This window comes from Enterobacter sp. fkY84-1 (assembly GCF_052974705.1).
Genome location: NZ_CP169393.1, coordinates 3,291,869 through 3,309,613, shown reverse-complemented (window position 1 = coordinate 3,309,613; position 17,745 = coordinate 3,291,869). Strand labels below are relative to the sequence as shown.

The window sequence follows — 17,745 nt, the reverse complement described above, 5'->3', positions numbered from 1 at the left end:
AGACACGGTTCCACCACTCACGATACGACAGGGCTCGCGGTATGCTGTACGGATTTTCTGGCGTTATTTTACAGGGCGCGCTTGTCACCCTTGAGCTGGCTATCAGCTCCGTGGTGCTGGCGGTGCTGATAGGTCTGGCAGGCGCAGGGGCGAAGCTTTCAGCTAACAAACCGCTGGCGCTAATCTTTGAAGGCTACACCACGCTCATTCGCGGCGTTCCCGATCTGGTGCTGATGCTGCTGATCTTTTACGGTCTGCAGATTGCGCTTAACGGCATAACTGACGCGATGGGTATGGGACAAATTGATATCGACCCGATGGTGGCCGGTATTATTACCCTCGGTTTTATCTACGGCGCCTACTTCACTGAAACCTTCCGCGGTGCTTACATGGCCGTGCCGAAAGGTCACATTGAGGCGGCAACCGCATTTGGTTTTACCTCATCACAAACGTTTCGTCGGATTATGTTCCCGGCCATGATGCGCTACGCGCTGCCGGGCATCGGGAACAACTGGCAGGTTATCCTCAAAGCAACAGCGCTGGTCTCGCTGCTCGGTCTGGAAGACGTCGTGAAAGCGACTCAGCTGGCGGGTAAGAGCACCTGGGAGCCGTTCTATTTTGCGGTGGTCTGTGGCGTGATTTATCTGGTCTTTACGACCGTCTCCAATGGTGTGCTGCTTCTGCTGGAGCGTCGCTACTCCGTGGGTGTGAAGAGGGCTGACCTGTGATTGAGATTATTCAGGAATACTGGAAATCGCTGCTGTGGACAGATGGCTACCGCTTTACCGGCGTGGCGATTACGCTCTGGCTGTTGATCTCCTCCGTGGTAATGGGCGGAATTCTGGCGGTGTTTCTTGCCATTGGCCGCGTGTCGAACAATAAATTTATCCAGTTCCCGATCTGGCTGTTCACCTACGTGTTTCGCGGTACGCCGCTGTACGTGCAGCTGCTGGTGTTCTACTCGGGAATGTATACGCTTGAGATCGTAAAAGGCACTGAGATGCTGAATGCGTTCTTCCGCAGCGGTCTGAACTGTACGGTGCTGGCGTTGACGCTCAACACGTGCGCCTACACCACGGAGATTTTCGCGGGGGCGATTCGTTCTGTTCCTTACGGTGAAATTGAAGCAGCCCGGGCCTACGGCTTCTCGTCGGTGAAACTCTACCGCTGCATCATTCTGCCATCGGCCCTGCGTATCGCGTTACCGGCCTACAGTAACGAAGTGATTTTGATGCTGCACTCGACTGCGCTCGCCTTTACCGCGACGGTGCCGGACCTGCTCAAAATCGCGCGCGATATTAACTCCGCAACCTATCAGCCGTTTACCGCGTTTGGCATTGCGGCGGTGCTCTATTTAATTATCTCTTATGTTCTGATTAGCCTGTTCCGTAAGGCTGAAAAACGCTGGTTGCAGCATATAAAACCTTCTTCGACGCACTGAGAAAGATGATGGCTGAGAACAAATTAAACGTAATTGATTTGCACAAACGCTACGGCGAACATGAAGTGCTGAAAGGGGTGTCGCTGCAGGCGAATGCGGGCGACGTGATCAGTATCATCGGCTCATCCGGCTCGGGAAAAAGTACCTTCCTGCGCTGCATCAACTTCCTCGAAAAGCCGAGTGAAGGCTCAATTGTGGTGAGCGGGCAGAATATCAACCTGGTGCGTGACAAAGACGGTCAGCTGAAGGTGGCAGACAAGAACCAGCTGCGCCTGCTGCGTACGCGCCTGACGATGGTATTCCAGCACTTTAACCTCTGGAGCCACATGACGGTGCTGGAGAACGTGATGGAAGCACCGGTTCAGGTGCTGGGCCTGAGCAAGCATGAAGCCCGCGAGCGCGCGGTGAAATACCTGGCGAAAGTGGGTATCGACGAACGCCAGCAGATGAAATACCCGGTGCATCTCTCCGGCGGTCAGCAGCAGCGTGTCTCTATCGCCCGCGCGCTGGCGATGGAGCCCGAGGTGCTGCTGTTCGACGAACCGACCTCCGCGCTGGATCCTGAACTCGTTGGCGAAGTGCTGCGCATCATGCAGAAGCTGGCCGAAGAGGGCAAAACGATGGTGGTCGTGACGCACGAAATGGGCTTCGCCCGTAACGTCTCGAACCACGTGATTTTCCTGCATCAGGGGAAAATTGAAGAGCAGGGGCATCCGGATGAGGTGCTGGCGAACCCGCAAAGTCCGCGTTTACAGCAGTTCCTCAAAGGATCTCTGAAGTAAGAGGGCATCAGACCGCAGTGCAGCCCAATCGCCCGGTGGCGCTTCGGTATGAACCGGAAACATGGGTAACACTTTAGACCGGATACAGGGGTAACAGTTATAACTGGCATAGAAGAGGAGACTCGCTATGCCCTGGACTGAGACCCGACCTATGCAACGCCTTGATTTTATCCGTGCCTGCCATGCAGGTACGGACTCCTTCTCCGCTCTTTGCCGTCTTTTTGGTATCAGCCGCAAAACCGGCTACAAATGGCTTCAGCGTTTTGACCCTTCTGACCTGTCCTCTCTCTCTGACCGGTCGCGCGCACCATGCTCTCACTCCCGGACGGTTCCTGATGAGGTCGTCGGACACCTGACTGCCCTGCGTCAGAAACACCCTGACTGGGGCCCGAAAAAACTGCGGATGTGGCTCCTCAATCATCACGTCGATTTTACCGTTCCTGCTGCCAGCACTGTCGGCGATATCCTCAAGCGTGAAGGCCTGGTACCTGACAGAAAGAGAAAGCGCAGAACGCCGGGGAATCGCCGGCCCCTGACCAGCATCAGTGAAAACAATCAGGTCTGGAGCGCTGATTTTAAAGGCAAGTTCAGGCTGCTGAGCAGAGAGTACTGTCATCCCTTCACCCTGACCGACAACCACAGCCGGTATCTGCTGAGCTGCCGTGGAACGGACCGTGAGAGCGAGCCCTTCGTCAGGCACTGTCTGACGGAGGCGTTCCTGGAGTACGGTCTGCCGGACGTTCTGAGAACCGATAATGGTCAGCCCTTCGCAGGGACGGGTATCGCCGGGTTAAGTCGCCTTGCCGTCTGGCTGATAAAGCTGGGCGTCAGACCGGAGCGTATCCGGCGGGGCCATCCCGAAGAGAACGGGCGGCACGAACGCATGCACCGTTCCCTGAAAAGTGCGCTGGCGCAGGGGAACACCTTCATGACGATGGAAGAACAACAGCGGTGGTTCAGTGACTACCGGGAAGAATTTAACTACGAAAGACCGCATGAAGCCCTGGCGGGTGTAACGCCCGGAACGGTGTGGCACCCCTCGAAGCGCCAGTGGGATGGCCGTGTTCCTGACTATGCCTATCCGTCAGGAGGAACGGTCTACAGGGTGAAATCGAGGGGGACACTCTATATGGGGAAAAAGGGGACGGTGTTCCTGAGTGAAGCGCTGACTGATGAGTACATCATGCTGGAAGAACAGGATGATGGCCTGGAGGCCATCATCTTCAACGGAATAACGCTTGCGTACTACGACCGAAAAACCCAGAGTGTGGTGCGGATAGACTAAAGTGTTACCTATGTTCCCGGTCTGATCTGTCACCTATGTATCCGGTCATACACTTCGCTTACCGGGCCTACAAAACCGTAGGCCGGGCAAACGCGGTGCCGCCCGGCATTCAGGCCGCACTACACTCCAGCCGGTACACCCAGTCGTCATAGCGCAAGCCGTCAATCTCATACGCCTTTTCCAGTACCTGCATACGCACAAACCCGGCTTTCTCCAGCACCCGTATCGATCCGCCATTGTCCGCCAGTACGTACGCATTAATCGCCTTCACGCCGGTCTGGTTAAAGGCGTAATCACACACCGCGCGCAGCGCTTCGCTGGCGATACCTTTCCCCTGCGCGGCAGGCACAACCGTATAGCCGATGTCGGCCTCTTCACGATTCTCAGCGCTGATTTGCAGGCCGATATCGCCCAGCGGCGTATCATCATCCCGGGCGCGAATGACAAACACATGAGCAGCAGCGAGTCGCGCGGCAAACACGCGTCGGGTCTCTTTTTCCGGGGCGATGGCGGCCATATAGCGCATGATGCGGCAATCTTCACGCAGCGAGCGGAAGAAGGCCCAGTCAGTGGGTTCAAAAGGGGTGAGGTAAAGCCGGGGAGTGGTGATGGTTGCCATTGTTACGCCATTTCTTCGGAACATGGCCTGTCACTGTACCATATTCACCGCACCACATCCCCCAGCGCCTCTTCTAATTCATACCAGCGGAACGCAAACCCGGCCGCTTCCAGCCGTTTTGGCAGCGCTCTCTGTCCGCCCAGTACCAGAACAGACGCTTCACCCATCAGCAGCCGAATCGCCGTCGCAGGCACGCGCAATATCGCCGGGCGGTGCAGGGCATGTCCCAGCGCGTGGGCAAACTGTTCATTTCGCACCGGATACGGCGCAACCATGTTAAACGGCCCGCGCAGATCGTTATCCAGCAGCCAGAGAATCCCGTTGACCATATCGTCGATATGGATCCACGCCATATACTGACGGCCATTGCCGATCGGGCCGCCAAGGCCGAGTCGGAATGGCGGGAGCATCTTCGCCAGAATGCCGCCTTTCGGCGCGAGGACGACACCGGTCCGCAGCAGGCAGACGCGGGTCCGATCGCTCTGCGCCGCGCAGGCGATACGCTCCCACTGGGCGCAGAGCTTATGGGTAAACTCGTTATGGGGAGGCTCTTCCTCGGTCACCACCACCTCGCCAAGATCGCCGTAATAGCCTACTGCGGAACCCGAAATCAGCACGGAAGGCGGCGTATGGCTGTTGCGGATCAGCTCGACCAGCTTTTCGGTAATGTTCCACCGGCTGCTGCATAACAGCTGTTTTTGCTCTTCCGTCCAGCGCTTATCGGCGATGGGTTCTCCCGCGAGGTTAATAACGGCGTCGAAACCGTCCAGATTTTGCTGCTCGGCCAGATTTTTCCAGATATCAACACCTGCCCCCAGCACCTGACGCGCTTTTTCCGGGCTGCGCGAGACCACGGTGATGTCGTGGTGCAAGGCCTGCAGACGCGCAATGAGGTGACGACCAATCAGGCCAGTACCGCCGGTCAGCAAAATCTTCATACAACCTCCAGGTTTACGCCTGGCGTTTCCAGCTTAACGTCATAGAGACGGAGTCGGCGTAACGCAGGGCGTGAAGTTTATCGATCTCAACTTCAGCATAAGTGACCCAGTGATGTTCGCGTGCGATATCGAGCACATCCTGAGTTAATTTTTCCAGCAGAGAGAAACGGTTATTCTCCACAAACTGGATAATGTTCTTGGTGATTGTGCGGTAGTTCAGCGCGTCATTGATGTCTTCGCTGGCGCGCGCTTTGTCTGCGGGGTAGTGAATCACCACGTTAATAACAATATCCTGACGGTTGGCGATCTCTTCCTCTTTGATACCGATGAAGGTACGCAGGCGTAAATTTTTTATACGAATAATGGCGTCTGGCTGTGACATTGCAGGTCTTCTCCGTGTCAGTATTTCCTGCCCATAATACATGAGAGCCTCACAGGCACCCAGCCTCATACCGGGTTAAATTTGCTGGATTTTTTGCATCGCTCGCTCGGTCGCCGGGCGGGTCCGGATGCGCTCAAACCAGTTGTTCACCGCCGGGTAAGCGGCCAGGTCAATTCGGTGTTTTTCATGCGTATTCACCCACGGCCAGCAGGCGATGTCGGCAATACTGTAATGATCGCCCCCGAGCCACGGCGTTTTCTCCAGCCGACGGTTCAGAACGTCGTAGAGCCGCTGCGTCTCAACCTGATAGCGCTCTATCGCATAAGGAATGGGTTGCGGGGCGTAAGCGGTAAAATGATGATTTTGTCCCAGCATGGGGCCCAGCCCGCTTGCCTGCCAGAAAAGCCATTGCAGCGTATGGTGGCGCTCGCGCAGTTCGCCGCTCAGCAGCTTGCCGGTTTTCTCCGCCAGGTAGAGCAAAATTTCACCGGATTCAAACAGGCTCAACGGTCTGCCCCCGTCCGCTGGCTGGTTATCAATGATGGCCGGGATTTTATTATTCGGCGAGATAGCCAGAAAGAGAGGGCTGAACTGCTCGCCTTTGCTGATATCCACGCGAATGATCCTGTAATCCAGCTCGGCTTCTTCAAGAAAGAGGGTGATCTTATGGCCGTTTGGGGTAGGGGCATAATAAAGGTCGATCATTCTCAACTCCTGTCCATGCGAATAGTGGTGCCATGACAAATGAGTATAGGTGGTTGTTGTAAATCGTGAGTTTTCATCAAGTGACAGCGAGGCAAAGAGATTATATGTTGAGTAAAAACCGATCAGCCTATGAGGATGTTATGAACCAGCCCGTCATCACGTTGTGGTCCGATGCGAACTTCTTTTCTCCCTATGTCATGAGCGTTTACGTTGCGCTGGCCGAAAAAGGACTCGCTTTTACCCTGAAGACCGTTGATCTCGACGGCGGTGAACATCTCAAGCCGCAGTGGCAGGGTTACGACCTGACCCGTCGCGTGCCGGTGCTGGAGATTGACGGATTTGCCCTGAGCGAATCGTCGGCGATCGATGAATACCTGGAAGATCGGTTCGCCCCCCCGGAGTGGGAGCGTATCTATCCTCACGATCTGCAAAAGCGCGCCCGGGCGCGGCAGATCCAGGCGTGGCTGCGCAGCGATCTGGTGCCGATTCGCGTCGAACGCGCCACGGACGTCGTGTTTGCCGGGGTGAAAAAGCCCGCCCTCAGCGCAGAAGGCCAGGAAAGCGCGCAGAAGCTGATTGAAACCGCCTCCTTACTGCTCACCCATGGCAACCCAAACCTGTTCGGCGAGTGGTGCATTGCGGATGCCGATCTGGCGCTGATGCTAAACCGCCTGATCCTCAACGGTGATGAGGTGCCGCAGCTGCTGGTGGATTATGCCGCATTCCAGTGGCAGCGTGCCTCCGTACAGCGCTATGTGGCACTCTCGGCTAAGCGCGCGGGCTGATAAGCCCTGACGCTTCAGGTATGATGGGGGCAGTCTGTTTTCCCGAGGAGTGACTGATGAAACTGATGTTTGCGTCGGATATCCATGGATCGCTGCCCGCGACCGAGCGTGTCCTTTCTCTGTTTGAGAAAAGCGGTGCGAAGTGGCTGATTATTCTGGGTGACGTGTTGAATCACGGCCCACGCAACGCGCTGCCGGAAGGCTATGACCCTGCGCAGGTCGCGGAAAAACTCAACCCGTATGCCTCGCGCATCATCGCCGTTCGCGGCAACTGTGACAGCGAAGTGGACCAGATGCTGCTGTATTTTCCCATTACCGCGCCGTGGCAGCAGGTGCTGCTCGAACAACACCGTCTGTTCCTGACCCACGGGCATCTTTTCAGCCCGGATAATCTCCCGGCCCTCGCGGCTGGCGATGTCCTGGTTTACGGTCATACTCATATTCCGGTTGCGGAAAAACGCGGTGAGATTTATCACTTTAATCCGGGCTCGGTCAGCATCCCAAAAGGCGGGTATCCTGCAAGCTACGGCATGCTGGAAGGAAATACCCTGAGCGTTATCGCACTTAATGATCAGCAAGTTATTGCGCAGGTAGCGATTAATCCGTAAGTTACACCTCAACTGCAAACGCGCCGAAAGAGCGCTTAGAAAAGAAGGTTTCCCGATGGTGGAGCAGAGTCATTTGGCAAGTACAGAGTGGGTTGACATTGTCAACGAAGAGAATGAAGTGATCGCGCAGGCCAGCCGCGAGCAAATGCGTGCGGAGCGCCTGCGTCACCGTGCGACATATATCGTTGTGCATGACGGTATGGGTAAAATTCTGGTTCAGCGCCGCACGGACACCAAAGATTTTCTCCCGGGTATGCTGGATGCCACTGCAGGCGGCGTCGTCCAGGCGGATGAAGTGCTGCTGGATTCTGCGCGTCGTGAAGCGGAAGAGGAGTTAGGCATCGCCGGCGTGCCGTTTGCCGAGCACGGTCAGTTCTATTTCGAAGACGAGAACTGCCGCGTCTGGGGCGGGCTGTTTAGCTGCGTCTCCCACGGCCCGTTCGCCCTGCAGGAAGAAGAAGTGAGTGAAGTCAGCTGGATGACGCCGGAAGAGATCACCGCGCGCTGCGACGAGTTCACGCCGGATTCGTTAAAAGCGCTGGCGCTGTGGATGACCCGCAACGCCAAAAACGAATCGACCAAATCAGAAAAAGAGGAAGAGGCTGAGTAAGCGTCAGCAGCTCTCTCTCAGACACAGGCTGGACGCGATGGGCTTTTGATCGCGCCAGTCTCCGCCATTCAGGCGCTCCAGTAGCGCTTTCCCGGCTTCGATGCCAATCTTACGATGCGGCACCGCCATGGTCGTCAGCGGCGGCTGACAGACGCGGCTCACGTCGCTATCGCCAAATCCTACCACTGCCAGATCGTCCGGCACTTTGATTCGCCTGCGCTGGCACTCGTACAGCGCGCCGCAGGCCAGCTCGTCAGAGACGCACACCAGCGCATCCAGCTCAGGCCACGCCAGCAGGAATTCGGGCAGCTGCGCCGCGCCGGTCGAGAAGCTCGGCGGCATCGCCGCGTTAATGACCCGGTTAGGCGACATATGGTGGCGAAGCATGGCTTTATACCAGCCCTGCAGATGCTGCTGGAAAATCCACTGCTCCTGGTTGGCGCACAGCAGGCCAATGTTTTGATAGCCGCGCTTAATCACCATTTCCGTGAGCTCAAACATGGCCGCCACGTTATCAATCCCGATGTTCATATCAATCGGGTCGGCGCGCATGGCGCCCATCTCCATCACCGGAATCGAGGCGTTTTTCAGCCAGTGGCGAACGGTGTCGGTATGTTCAACGCTGAGCAAAATCGCTGCGGCGATATTTGACGCCAGCAGCGTCTCCAGCAACTTCTCCTCCTGCTCAAGACGATGCTGGGATTCTGCCAGCATGATCTGATATCCGGCAGGCTGCAGCACCTGCTGAAGCCCGGCGAACATCTCCGAGCAGCCGGCTTCGGAGAGGTTGGGCACCACCATGGCTATCGTCCATGACGACGCCGAGGCAAGGGCACTGGCGGCAAGATTAGGCATATAACCCAGCTCCTGCACGGCAGCTTCAATTTTTTCTCGTAGTTTATCGGAAACCTGTTCGGGCGTGCGAAGCGCACGGGACACGGTCATCGTGCCCACACCGGCAAGCTGTGCGACATCGGCGAGTGTCACTTTACCAGTACTGCGCCGTTTTCGGGTTAGAGACATACACCTTCCTGCTGACCAGACGCGTTCTTTTTTTCCTTCGTTTCACGTGACAGGCAGTATACGCCTTAAATCCCTTTTTTTGCTGTGATTTAGCAACGTGATTGCAATTTGATAGCGCTATCACATTTCTGCATGTTAACGATTGGTAGCGCTATCTTTGTGATCGCGATCGCAGTCAATCCGCGATGCGTTGAATAAAGTTTGCTCATCTTAAACGTGTGGCGGGAGTGAAAAGTGCTCAAAAAATGGATATATGATACAACCATCACGCTGCAGGAGAGCGTGGAAGACTGGCCGCAGGCGCTGAAGCTGTGCGCGAAGCCGCTGCTGGATTTGCAGGTGATTGAGCCTGACTACGTCACGGCCATCATCAAGCAGCACCACGCGTTAGGACCTTATTATGTGCTGGCACCAGGGCTGGCGATGCCGCATGCGCGGCCGGAGGAAGGCGCCAAAGGACTGGGGTTGTCGTTATTAAAACTAAAACAGGGCGTCTCGTTTGGTGCCGGTGAGTTTGACCCTGTCGATGTGATTATCATGCTTGCGGCACCTGACAAACATAGCCATATCGAAATGATATCCGCACTCGCAGAATTATTTTCCAGCGACGAGGAGATGGAGAAACTGCATCAGGCGAATACCCTGGAGGAAATTAAAACAATTATTAACCGCTTCTGATTTAATTCTGTAATCCGGTTTTTCACTACATTACGCGTCAGCGTGATGGGGCGTACTCTACTCAAAATAAGGGGACAACAATGAAAATCATGGCTATTTGCGGTTCTGGCCTGGGCAGCAGTTTTATGGTCGAAATGAATATTAAAAAGGTGCTCAAAAAGCTGGAGATTGAGGCTGAGGTTGAACACTCCGATCTCTCCTCGGCGACGCCGGGCGCGGCCGATCTGTTCGTGATGGCAAAAGACATTGCGGCCAGCGCCAGCGTGCCGGAGAGCCAGCTGGTGGTGATCAACAACATCATCGACATCAACGAACTCGAAGCGCAGCTGCGCGCCTGGTTCGAAAGACAATAACCCTGATAAGGCGAGGTGGATATGTTTATCCTTGAAACGCTGAATTTCGTTGTCGATATTTTAAAAGTCCCTTCGGTGCTGGTGGGTTTAATTGCGTTAATCGGTCTGGTTGCGCAAAAAAAAGCATTTTCAGACGTGGTGAAAGGGACCATTAAAACTATTCTGGGCTTTATTGTGCTGGGCGGCGGCGCCACGGTGCTGGTAGGATCGTTAAATCCGTTAGGCGGCATGTTTGAACACGCTTTTACTATTCAGGGCATTATTCCAAACAATGAAGCCATTGTGTCCATTGCGCTCGAAAAATACGGTGCAGCGACCGCGCTGATTATGGCCTTCGGGATGGTGGCGAATATTATCGTCGCCCGCTTTACCCGCCTGAAGTACATCTTCCTGACCGGGCACCATACGTTTTATATGGCGTGCATGATTGGCGTGATCCTGACGGTGGCGGGCTTTGAAGGCGTAGGGCTGGTCTTTACCGGGTCGCTAATCCTCGGCCTGATCATGGCTTTCTTCCCGGCGATTGCGCAGCGCTACATGAAGCGCATTACCGGCAACGATGAGATTGCCTTCGGCCACTTCGGCACGCTGGGCTACGTGCTGTCCGGCTGGATTGGCAGCAAGGTGGGCAAAGGCTCCCGCTCAACCGAAGAGATGAACCTGCCGAAGAACCTGAGCTTCCTGCGCGACAGCTCAATCTCCATCTCCCTGACCATGATGATTATCTACCTGATCCTGGCGGTGAGCGCCGGGCGTGAGTACGTCGAGGCCACCTTCAGCGCCGGTCAGAACTACCTCGTGTACGCCATCATCATGGCTATCACTTTCGCGGCGGGCGTGTTCATCATCCTTCAGGGCGTACGCCTGATTCTGGCGGAAATCGTCCCGGCCTTTACCGGCTTCTCGGAAAAACTGGTGCCGAACGCGCGTCCTGCGCTGGACTGCCCGGTGGTGTATCCCTATGCACCTAACGCGGTGCTGATTGGCTTCCTGTTCAGCTTCCTCGGCGGGATTGTGGGGTTGTTCATCTGCGGTCAGTTTAGCTGGGTGCTGATCCTCCCGGGCGTAGTGCCGCACTTCTTTACTGGCGCAACCGCGGGCGTGTTCGGTAACGCCACCGGCGGACGTCGCGGGGCGATGATTGGCGCCTTTGCCAACGGCCTGCTGATTACCTTCCTGCCGGTCCTGCTGCTGCCGGTACTGGGCGCCATTGGCTTTGCCAACACCACCTTCTCTGACGCCGACTTCGGCGCGGTTGGGATTGTGCTCGGCAACCTGGCGCGCTTCCTGTCGCCGCTAGCTATCACCGGGCTGGTCGTGGCGCTGTTCGCGCTGCTGGTGGCGTACAACGTCTTCGCGAAAAACAAACCTGCAGGCGGTAACGCGCAGGAAAACACCGGAGCCAAATCATGAATGAGAAAGAGATAACTGAACTCGCGCGTCAGATCCGCCTGGAGACGCTGAAATCCCTGACGCAGCTGGGCTTTGGCCACTACGGGGGCAGCATGTCGGTGGTTGAAACCCTGGCCGTGCTGTACGGCGCGGTGATGAAAATCGACCCGGCGGACCCGGACTGGCCGGAGCGAGACTACTTTGTGCTGTCAAAAGGCCATGCGGGCCCGGCGCTCTACAGCACCCTGGCGATCAAGGGCTACTTCCCGACAGAAGAGCTGAGCACGCTTAACCAGAACGGTACGCGCCTGCCCAGCCACCCGGACCGCCTGAAAACGCGCGGCGTAGATGCTACCACCGGTTCGCTGGGGCAGGGGATTTCCATCGCCGGCGGCATGGCGCTGTCGCACAGGCTGGCAGGGCGGCCGAATCGGGTCTTCTGCATCGTCGGCGACGGCGAGCTGAACGAGGGGCAGTGCTGGGAAGCGTTCCAGTTTATTGCCCACCATCGCCTGAACAACCTGACGGTGTTTGTCGACTGGAACAAACAGCAGCTCGACGGCGAGCTGGATGAGATCATCTGCGCGTTCGACCTCGAGGGCAAATTCCGCGCCTTTGGCTTTGACGTGGTGACGGTCAAGGGGGACGACATTCCGGCGCTGCTGGAGGTAACGTCCCGGGTGCCTGCCGCGGACGCTCGCCCGCGGGTGGTGATCCTTGACAGCATCAAAGGCCAGGGGGTGCCGTATCTGGAGCAGCTCAGCAACTCGCATCACCTGCGATTGACCGCGGAGAGCAAAGCGGCCCTCAACGAGACGATTCGCCAACTGGAGGCTTCACATGATTAAGGTTGCACCGGCAGGACAGAAAGACGCCGTTGAGATGCGTAAAGTTTACGCGGGCTTCGTGGCAAAGCAGATTGAGGCCGGAAGCGACATCATTGCGCTTGAAGCCGACCTGATGAGCTCGATGGCGATGGACGGCGTGGCGCGCGATTATCCGCAGCACGTGATTAACTGCGGCATTATGGAAGCTAACGTCATCGGCACGGCAGCCGGGCTGTCGCTTACCGGCCGCAAGCCGTTCGTTCACACCTTCACCGCCTTTGCCAGCCGCCGCTGCTTTGACCAGCTGTTTATGTCCCTCGACTATCAGCGTAACAACGTGAAGGTGATTGCTTCAGACGCGGGCGTGACGGCCTGCCACAACGGCGGGACGCACATGTCGTTCGAAGATATGGGCATCGTGCGCGGTCTGGCGCATTCGGTGGTGCTGGAGGTCACAGACGCGGTGATGTTCGAGGACGTACTGCGTCAGCTTATCGACCTCGACGGCTTTTACTGGGTGCGCACCATCCGCAAGCAGGCGCCGAGCGTCTATGCGCCGGGCTCGACCTTTACCATTGGCAAAGGCAACGTGCTGCGCGAAGGCAGCGATATCACGCTGATTGCCAACGGCATCATGGTGACGGAGGCGCTGGAGGCGGCGCGCCAGCTAGAGCAGGAGGGCGTCAGCGCGGCGGTCATCGATATGTTTACCCTGAAGCCCATCGACCGGATGCTGGTGAAAAACTACGCCGAGAAAACCGGGCGCATCGTGACCTGTGAAAACCACAGCATTCACAACGGGCTGGGGTCGGCGGTGGCAGAAGTGCTGGTGGAAACCTGTCCGGTGCCGATGCGGCGGGTCGGGGTCAAGGAGCGTTACGGCCAGGTGGGAACGCAGGATTTCCTGCAGAAAGAGTATGGCCTGACGGCACATGACATTGTATCGGCGGCGCGCGAACTGCTGTAAATAAAAAAGGCGACCGGTTAAGTGGTCGCCTTTTTGTTGCCCGGTGGCGCTAGCGCTTACCGGGCCTACGGTTTTGTAGGCCGGATAAGCGAAGCGCCATCCGGCAATACATTACTGCTGCTGCGAAGACTGGATCGCTGTCAGCGCGATGGTGTAAACGATATCGTCTACCAGTGCGCCACGAGACAGGTCGTTCACAGGTTTGCGCATGCCCTGCAGCATTGGCCCGATGGAGATCAGGTCGGCAGAACGCTGTACCGCTTTGTAGGTGGTGTTACCGGTGTTCAGATCCGGGAAGATGAACACGGTAGCGCGACCTGCAACCGGAGAATTCGGCGCTTTGGATTTTGCAACGTCAGCCATGACTGCAGCATCGTACTGCAGCGGGCCGTCGATCATCAGATCAGGGCGTTTTTCCTGCGCAATACGGGTCGCTTCACGCACTTTCTCTACGTCGCTACCTGCACCAGATGTGCCGGTGGAGTAGGAGAGCATCGCCACGCGTGGCTCGATACCGAAAGCGGTCGCGGAGTCTGCGGACTGGATAGCGATCTCTGCCAGCTGCTCTGCGGTTGGATCCGGGTTGATCGCGCAGTCGCCGTAAACGTAAACCTGTTCAGGCAGCAGCATGAAGAACACGGAAGAAACCAGAGAGCTGCCTGGCGCGGTTTTGATCAGCTGCAGCGGTGGACGGATGGTGTTCGCCGTGGTGTGAACCGCACCGGAAACCAGGCCGTCAACTTCGTCCTGCTCCAGCATCAGCGTGCCCAGCACCACGTTGTCTTCCAGCTGCTCACGCGCAACGGCTTCGGTCATGCCCTTGTTCTTACGCAGCTCAACCAGACGGGCAACGTAGCTTTCGCGAACCACTTCCGGGTCAACGATTTCGATGCCAGCGCCCAGCTCAACGCCCTGAGAGGCCGCTACGCGGTTGATCTCATCCGGGTTACCCAGCAGCACACAGGTCGCGATGCCGCGCTCTGCACAGATAGCCGCCGCTTTAACGGTACGTGGTTCGTCGCCTTCTGGCAGCACAACGCGTTTGCCCGCTTTACGCGCCAGCTCGGTCAGCTGGTAACGGAATGCTGGCGGAGACAGACGGCGGCTGCGCTCGGAGGTCGCGGTCAGGGATTCGATCCAGTCTGCGTTGATGTAGCCCGCAACGTATTCCTGTACTTTCTCGATACGCTCGTGGTCATCAACCGGCACTTCCAGGTTGAAGCTCTGCAGGCTCAGGGAGGTCTGCCAGGTGTTGGTGTTCACCATAAAGACCGGCAGGCCGGTAGCGAACGCGCGTTCGCACAGCTTGCTGACGCGTGGGTCCATCTCGTAGGCACCGGTCAGCAGGATCGCACCGATTTCCACGCCGTTCATTGCGGCCAGGCAGGCTGCAACCAGCACGTCAGGACGGTCTGCGGAGGTCACCAGCAGGGAACCTGCGCGGAAGTGTTCCAGCATGTGCGGAATGCTACGCGCACAGAAGGTCACGGACTTCACGCGACGGGTGTTAATGTCGCCTTCGTTAATCACGGTCGCGTTCAGGTGACGCGCCATGTCGATTGCACGGGTGGCAATCAGATCGAAGCTCCATGGCACCGCGCCCAGAACCGGAAGCGGGCTGGATTCCTGCAGCTTAGCCGGGTCAACTTTGATGACTTTCGCTTTGGACGAGTCGTCGAAGATCTCGGACAGGTCAGGGCGAGTACGGCCCTGCTCATCCACTGGCGCGTTCAGCTTGTTGACGATCACGCCGGTGATGTTGGTATTTTTCGCGCCGCCGAAGCTGCTGCGCGTCAGTTCGATACGCTCGTTCAGCTGTTCCGGAGTGTCAGTGCCCTGAGACATCACGAAAACGATCTCTGCGTTCAGGGTTTTCGCGATTTCGAAGTTCAGAGACTGGGCAAACTGGTGTTTGCGGGTTGGAACCAGACCTTCAACCAGCACCACTTCTGCGTCTTGCGCGTTAGCATGGTAGTTGGCGATGATCTCTTCCATCAGCACGTCTTTCTGGTTGCTGGAGAGCAGAGACTCAACGTGGCTCATCTTCAGCGGTTCAGCCGCCGGCAGATTGGAGTTCTTGCGAACGATGGTGGTGGTCTGGTCTGGTGCATCGCCACCGGCACGTGGCTGGGCGATTGGCTTAAAGACGCTCAGACGAACGCCTTTGCGTTCCATAGCACGGATAACGCCAAGGCTGACGCTGGTCAGGCCGACGCTGGTTCCGGTAGGGATCAGCATAATAGTACGGGACACGGTTTATCCTCTTTCGTTACCGCCCAAATCGGGCGGGTTACAAAACAGCACCGCCAGCATTGCTGGCGGTGTGGAATCAGGCAGTCAGGCGGTGCGCGTCTTGCGCGATGACCAGTTCTTCGTTAGTTGGGATAACGAGAGCAGGGCGGGTGCCTTCTTTGTTGATGAAGCCAGACTTGCCGAAGCGGGCAGCCAGGTTACGCTCGTGATCAACGTCGAAGCCCAGAACGCCCAGTTTGCCCAGGGACAGTTCACGAACCATTGCCGCGTTCTCACCGATACCACCGGTGAAGATAACCGCGTCCAGACGGCCTTCCATCAGCGCAGTGTAAGAGCCGATGTATTTCGCCAGACGGTGGCAGTAAACGTCCATTGCACGTTTAGCGTCTTCTTTCTCTGCGTAGTTGTCTTCAACGTAACGGCAGTCGCTGGTGACTTCGGTCAGACCCAGCAGGCCAGACTCTTTGGTCAGCATTTTGTTGATCTGGTCAACGCTCATGCCCAGGGTGTCGTGCAGGTGGAAGATGATCGCCGGGTCGATGTCACCGGAACGGGTACCCATCACCAGACCTTCCAGCGGGGTCAGACCCATGGACGTATCAACACATTTACCGTTGCGGATAGCAGAAACAGAACCACCGTTGCCCAGGTGGCAGGTGATGATGTTCAGTTCTTCAACCGGCTTGTTCAGCACTTTTGCCGCTTCCTGAGTCACATAGAAGTGGCTGGTGCCGTGCGCGCCGTAACGACGTACGCCGTGCTCTTTGTACAGGCTGTATGGCAGGGCATAGAGGTAAGACTCTTCCGGCATGGTCTGATGGAACGCGGTGTCGAATACGGCCACGTTTTTGTCTTTCAGATTCGGGAAGGATTTCAGCGCTTCAGCGATACCGATCAGGTGAGCCGGGTTGTGCAGCGGTGCGAAAGAGGCTGAGTCTTTGATGCCCTGGATCACAGAGTCGTCGATCACCACGGAGCTGGTGTATTTTTCGCCGCCGTGGACGATACGGTGACCAATCGCAGTCAGCTGAGCAGACAGTTCTGGTTTTTGTGCCAGAATAGTGTTAACGATAAAGTTCAGCGCTTCACTGTGAGCGGCGCCTGCACCTAAAGCCGCTTCTTGTTTGCTGCCGTCCATCTTCCACTTGATACGTGCTTCAGGCAGATGGAAACATTCGGCCAAACCAGAGAGGTATTCGTCACCGTTGAGCGCATCGATGATGGCGAATTTCAGTGAGGAGCTACCGCAGTTCAGAACCAGTACTAACTTACTCGACATGGAAGTACCTATTATTGATACGTGGCTAAAAAAACGTCAGTGAGTCTAACAGCGTAACGCATGATGACCCGGACATTTATGATTAACATCATGCCAAACGAACATTGTGGCATGATGGAAGAAATAACTATGATTTTATGCCATTTTGCACAATTTTCAGCCAATGGCATAATATGCAATAATTTGACGAGCTAATGATTCTCGTCTAAGGCCCTATCAGGCTGGCACAGGATACCCGATACGGGGTAGTGATGACAAAATATTTTGAACGTTGTCATAGCTTGTTGTGGTTTTGCACGAAAATTTTAATTTTTATATGTGAAGTTGAGGTACAGCCATGTCGACACCAGAGAACCCGTCCGTTAATTTCTTTAGCCTGTTTCGTCGGGGACAGCATTACGCAAAGACGTGGCCGATGGAAAAGCGCCTTGCGCCGATGTTTATTGAGAATCGCACCATCCGCGCCACGCGCTATGCGATTCGCTTTATGCCGCCTGTCGCTATCTTTACGCTGTGCTGGCAGATTGCGTTGGGTGGGCAGCTTGGACCTGCCGTTGCCACGGCGCTCTTCGCATTAAGCCTGCCAATGCAGGGCCTGTGGTGGTTAGGTAAACGCTCCATCACGCCACTTCCCCCTTCTATTTTACACTGGTTTTATGAAGTGCGCGGTAAACTGGAAGAGGCCGGGCAGGCGCTCGCCCCGGTGGAAGGCAAGCCGGATTACCAGGCGCTGGCGGACACGTTAAAGCGTGCATTTAAGCAACTGGATAAAACATTCCTCGATGACTTGTGATTGATCATCGAAACGACCAAGAAAA

General features: G+C 56.4%; 20 protein-coding genes. 13 read left to right on the top strand and 7 right to left on the bottom strand.

Going from position 1 to position 17,745, the window contains the following annotated elements; all coding sequences use genetic code 11:
* Positions 1-41: 41 nt before the first annotated feature.
* The 4 genes from ACEPLT_RS15800 (at position 42) to ACEPLT_RS15785 (ending at position 3,508) form a co-directional block, all read left to right on the top strand.
* Entirely contained in the window at positions 42-728 is a 687-nt protein-coding gene (locus tag ACEPLT_RS15800) for a histidine ABC transporter permease HisQ (RefSeq protein ID WP_008502591.1), read from the top strand.
* Positions 725-1,441 (top strand): ABC transporter permease, encoded by a 717-nt coding sequence (locus ACEPLT_RS15795; RefSeq protein WP_008502590.1) that lies wholly within the window; start codon positions 725-727, stop codon positions 1,439-1,441. Before ACEPLT_RS15800 ends, ACEPLT_RS15795 begins: the two co-directional genes overlap by 4 nt.
* An 8-nt stretch (positions 1,442-1,449) precedes the next feature.
* On the top strand, positions 1,450-2,223 hold the full coding sequence (hisP, locus tag ACEPLT_RS15790) for a histidine ABC transporter ATP-binding protein HisP (RefSeq protein ID WP_014832781.1): 774 nt from the start codon (positions 1,450-1,452) through the stop codon (positions 2,221-2,223).
* 127 nt (positions 2,224-2,350) lie between these two features.
* Positions 2,351-3,508, top strand: a complete 1,158-nt coding sequence (locus ACEPLT_RS15785) for a DDE-type integrase/transposase/recombinase (RefSeq protein ID WP_032651274.1) — start codon at positions 2,351-2,353, stop codon at positions 3,506-3,508.
* Positions 3,509-3,617: 109 nt separating this feature from the next.
* Here ACEPLT_RS15785 and ACEPLT_RS15780 read toward each other — a convergent pair whose 3' ends face one another.
* The 4 genes from ACEPLT_RS15780 to yfcG form a co-directional block, all read right to left on the bottom strand.
* Positions 3,618-4,127, bottom strand: coding sequence for a GNAT family N-acetyltransferase (locus ACEPLT_RS15780; RefSeq protein WP_032652823.1), 510 nt, complete (start codon positions 4,125-4,127; stop codon positions 3,618-3,620).
* A gap of 44 nt (positions 4,128-4,171) precedes the next feature.
* A complete protein-coding gene (locus tag ACEPLT_RS15775; protein WP_021241567.1) occupies positions 4,172-5,065 on the bottom strand; it encodes a TIGR01777 family oxidoreductase in 894 nt (297 codons plus the stop codon).
* 13 nt (positions 5,066-5,078) lie between these two features.
* Positions 5,079-5,447: a dihydroneopterin triphosphate 2'-epimerase gene (gene folX, locus ACEPLT_RS15770; protein ID WP_008502586.1), complete on the bottom strand. Its 369-nt coding sequence runs from the start codon at positions 5,445-5,447 to the stop codon at positions 5,079-5,081.
* A gap of 75 nt (positions 5,448-5,522) precedes the next feature.
* Positions 5,523-6,152: a GSH-dependent disulfide bond oxidoreductase gene (gene yfcG, locus ACEPLT_RS15765; RefSeq protein WP_008502585.1), complete on the bottom strand. Its 630-nt coding sequence runs from the start codon at positions 6,150-6,152 to the stop codon at positions 5,523-5,525.
* 140 nt (positions 6,153-6,292) lie between these two features.
* On the opposite strand from yfcG, the gene yfcF reads away from it, so the two are divergent.
* Genes yfcF through yfcD form a run of 3 tightly spaced genes read left to right on the top strand, consistent with a single transcriptional unit; the run spans position 6,293 to position 8,155 of the window.
* Complete coding sequence (gene yfcF / locus ACEPLT_RS15760) at positions 6,293-6,937, top strand: glutathione transferase (RefSeq protein WP_232929081.1); 645 nt, start codon at positions 6,293-6,295, stop codon at positions 6,935-6,937.
* A gap of 56 nt (positions 6,938-6,993) precedes the next feature.
* Positions 6,994-7,545 (top strand): phosphodiesterase, encoded by a 552-nt coding sequence (gene yfcE / locus ACEPLT_RS15755; protein ID WP_232929083.1) that lies wholly within the window; start codon positions 6,994-6,996, stop codon positions 7,543-7,545.
* Between the two features lie 55 nt (positions 7,546-7,600).
* Complete coding sequence (gene yfcD / locus ACEPLT_RS15750) at positions 7,601-8,155, top strand: NUDIX hydrolase YfcD (protein ID WP_008502582.1); 555 nt, start codon at positions 7,601-7,603, stop codon at positions 8,153-8,155.
* A 3-nt stretch (positions 8,156-8,158) separates the two neighbouring features.
* On the opposite strand, the gene ACEPLT_RS15745 is transcribed toward yfcD, so the two are convergent.
* Entirely contained in the window at positions 8,159-9,178 is a 1,020-nt protein-coding gene (locus tag ACEPLT_RS15745) for a LacI family DNA-binding transcriptional regulator (RefSeq protein ID WP_021241565.1), read from the bottom strand.
* A 234-nt stretch (positions 9,179-9,412) separates the two neighbouring features.
* Here ACEPLT_RS15745 and ACEPLT_RS15740 point away from each other — a divergent pair, with 234 nt between their 5' ends.
* From ACEPLT_RS15740 to ACEPLT_RS15720, 5 genes are all read left to right on the top strand, one after another.
* The gene (locus ACEPLT_RS15740) at positions 9,413-9,856 is read left to right on the top strand and encodes a PTS sugar transporter subunit IIA (protein ID WP_008502882.1); all 444 of its coding nucleotides are present in this window, start codon (positions 9,413-9,415) and stop codon (positions 9,854-9,856) included.
* An 80-nt stretch (positions 9,857-9,936) separates the two neighbouring features.
* Positions 9,937-10,209 carry a PTS sugar transporter subunit IIB gene (locus tag ACEPLT_RS15735; protein WP_003861447.1) on the top strand — a complete coding sequence of 91 codons (273 nt, stop codon included), beginning with the start codon at positions 9,937-9,939 and terminating at the stop codon, positions 10,207-10,209.
* Between the two features lie 21 nt (positions 10,210-10,230).
* Complete coding sequence (locus ACEPLT_RS15730) at positions 10,231-11,622, top strand: PTS ascorbate transporter subunit IIC (RefSeq protein ID WP_023344592.1); 1,392 nt, start codon at positions 10,231-10,233, stop codon at positions 11,620-11,622.
* Positions 11,619-12,449: a transketolase gene (locus tag ACEPLT_RS15725; RefSeq protein ID WP_025912734.1), complete on the top strand. Its 831-nt coding sequence runs from the start codon at positions 11,619-11,621 to the stop codon at positions 12,447-12,449. The genes ACEPLT_RS15730 and ACEPLT_RS15725 overlap by 4 nt, the downstream gene beginning before the upstream one ends.
* Positions 12,442-13,395, top strand: coding sequence for a transketolase family protein (locus ACEPLT_RS15720; protein ID WP_100121786.1), 954 nt, complete (start codon positions 12,442-12,444; stop codon positions 13,393-13,395). The genes ACEPLT_RS15725 and ACEPLT_RS15720 overlap by 8 nt, the downstream gene beginning before the upstream one ends.
* A gap of 111 nt (positions 13,396-13,506) precedes the next feature.
* Here ACEPLT_RS15720 and pta read toward each other — a convergent pair whose 3' ends face one another.
* Together pta and ackA are read right to left on the bottom strand one after the other, a co-directional pair.
* Entirely contained in the window at positions 13,507-15,648 is a 2,142-nt protein-coding gene (gene pta / locus ACEPLT_RS15715; RefSeq protein ID WP_023294122.1) for a phosphate acetyltransferase, read from the bottom strand.
* A 76-nt stretch (positions 15,649-15,724) separates the two neighbouring features.
* The gene (gene ackA, locus ACEPLT_RS15710) at positions 15,725-16,927 is read right to left on the bottom strand and encodes an acetate kinase (protein ID WP_008502876.1); all 1,203 of its coding nucleotides are present in this window, start codon (positions 16,925-16,927) and stop codon (positions 15,725-15,727) included.
* Positions 16,928-17,264: 337 nt separating this feature from the next.
* Between ackA and yfbV the strand changes: the two genes are divergently transcribed.
* The gene (yfbV, locus tag ACEPLT_RS15705) at positions 17,265-17,720 is read left to right on the top strand and encodes a terminus macrodomain insulation protein YfbV (protein WP_008502875.1); all 456 of its coding nucleotides are present in this window, start codon (positions 17,265-17,267) and stop codon (positions 17,718-17,720) included.
* Positions 17,721-17,745 lie beyond the last annotated feature (25 nt).

What these genes read in the sequence shown, in the direction of transcription:
- ACEPLT_RS15800 (WP_008502591.1), top strand. Translation starts at nt 42, where the DNA reads ATGCTGTACGGATTTTCTGGCGTTATTTTACAGGGCGCGCTTGTCACC.
- hisP (WP_014832781.1), top strand. Translation starts at nt 1,450, where the DNA reads ATGGCTGAGAACAAATTAAACGTAATTGATTTGCACAAACGCTACGGC.
- ACEPLT_RS15785 (WP_032651274.1), top strand. Translation starts at nt 2,351, where the DNA reads ATGCCCTGGACTGAGACCCGACCTATGCAACGCCTTGATTTTATCCGT.
- ACEPLT_RS15780 (WP_032652823.1), bottom strand. Translation starts at nt 4,127, where the DNA reads ATGGCAACCATCACCACTCCCCGGCTTTACCTCACCCCTTTTGAACCC.
- ACEPLT_RS15775 (WP_021241567.1), bottom strand. Translation starts at nt 5,065, where the DNA reads ATGAAGATTTTGCTGACCGGCGGTACTGGCCTGATTGGTCGTCACCTC.
- folX (WP_008502586.1), bottom strand. Translation starts at nt 5,447, where the DNA reads ATGTCACAGCCAGACGCCATTATTCGTATAAAAAATTTACGCCTGCGT.
- yfcG (WP_008502585.1), bottom strand. Translation starts at nt 6,152, where the DNA reads ATGATCGACCTTTATTATGCCCCTACCCCAAACGGCCATAAGATCACC.
- yfcF (WP_232929081.1), top strand. Translation starts at nt 6,293, where the DNA reads ATGAACCAGCCCGTCATCACGTTGTGGTCCGATGCGAACTTCTTTTCT.
- yfcE (WP_232929083.1), top strand. Translation starts at nt 6,994, where the DNA reads ATGAAACTGATGTTTGCGTCGGATATCCATGGATCGCTGCCCGCGACC.
- yfcD (WP_008502582.1), top strand. Translation starts at nt 7,601, where the DNA reads ATGGTGGAGCAGAGTCATTTGGCAAGTACAGAGTGGGTTGACATTGTC.
- ACEPLT_RS15745 (WP_021241565.1), bottom strand. Translation starts at nt 9,178, where the DNA reads ATGTCTCTAACCCGAAAACGGCGCAGTACTGGTAAAGTGACACTCGCC.
- ACEPLT_RS15735 (WP_003861447.1), top strand. Translation starts at nt 9,937, where the DNA reads ATGAAAATCATGGCTATTTGCGGTTCTGGCCTGGGCAGCAGTTTTATG.
- ACEPLT_RS15730 (WP_023344592.1), top strand. Translation starts at nt 10,231, where the DNA reads ATGTTTATCCTTGAAACGCTGAATTTCGTTGTCGATATTTTAAAAGTC.
- ACEPLT_RS15725 (WP_025912734.1), top strand. Translation starts at nt 11,619, where the DNA reads ATGAATGAGAAAGAGATAACTGAACTCGCGCGTCAGATCCGCCTGGAG.
- ACEPLT_RS15720 (WP_100121786.1), top strand. Translation starts at nt 12,442, where the DNA reads ATGATTAAGGTTGCACCGGCAGGACAGAAAGACGCCGTTGAGATGCGT.
- ackA (WP_008502876.1), bottom strand. Translation starts at nt 16,927, where the DNA reads ATGTCGAGTAAGTTAGTACTGGTTCTGAACTGCGGTAGCTCCTCACTG.
- yfbV (WP_008502875.1), top strand. Translation starts at nt 17,265, where the DNA reads ATGTCGACACCAGAGAACCCGTCCGTTAATTTCTTTAGCCTGTTTCGT.